Below are 297 nucleotides of genomic sequence, written 5' to 3' on the forward strand. Positions count from 1 at the left end.
TACCTGACGTGGAACCAGAACAGGCAACGCCTACTTATCGTGATAATCCTAAATCTGACAAGTCGGCCATGATAAAAAAGGCGTTGCTTGCCTTATTCGTGCTGATTGCCTTAGGCGTTATCGCTTATGGTTTGTATAAAAGTAACCAAAGCAGCGAACCTGACATCATTACCCTACAAGGGCAAATGCAAATGCAGCAAACCTCCATCGCTGCAAAAGTACCAGGGCGTATCGCTCAGATTATGGTCACTGAAGGGGATGAGGTGACGGTTGGCCAGCAATTGATTGAGATGGATT

The 297-nt window shown here is 46.1% G+C and carries 1 pseudogene; it reads left to right on the forward strand.

Going from position 1 to position 297, the window contains the following annotated elements:
- Positions 1 to 297, forward strand: a pseudogene (locus AAEZ03_RS26725) (hypothetical protein); the annotation flags it as partial.

Source organism: Pseudomonas sp. HY2-MNA-CIBAN-0224, assembly GCF_040310285.1.
GTDB lineage: Bacteria > Pseudomonadota > Gammaproteobacteria > Pseudomonadales > Pseudomonadaceae > Aquipseudomonas > Aquipseudomonas helleri.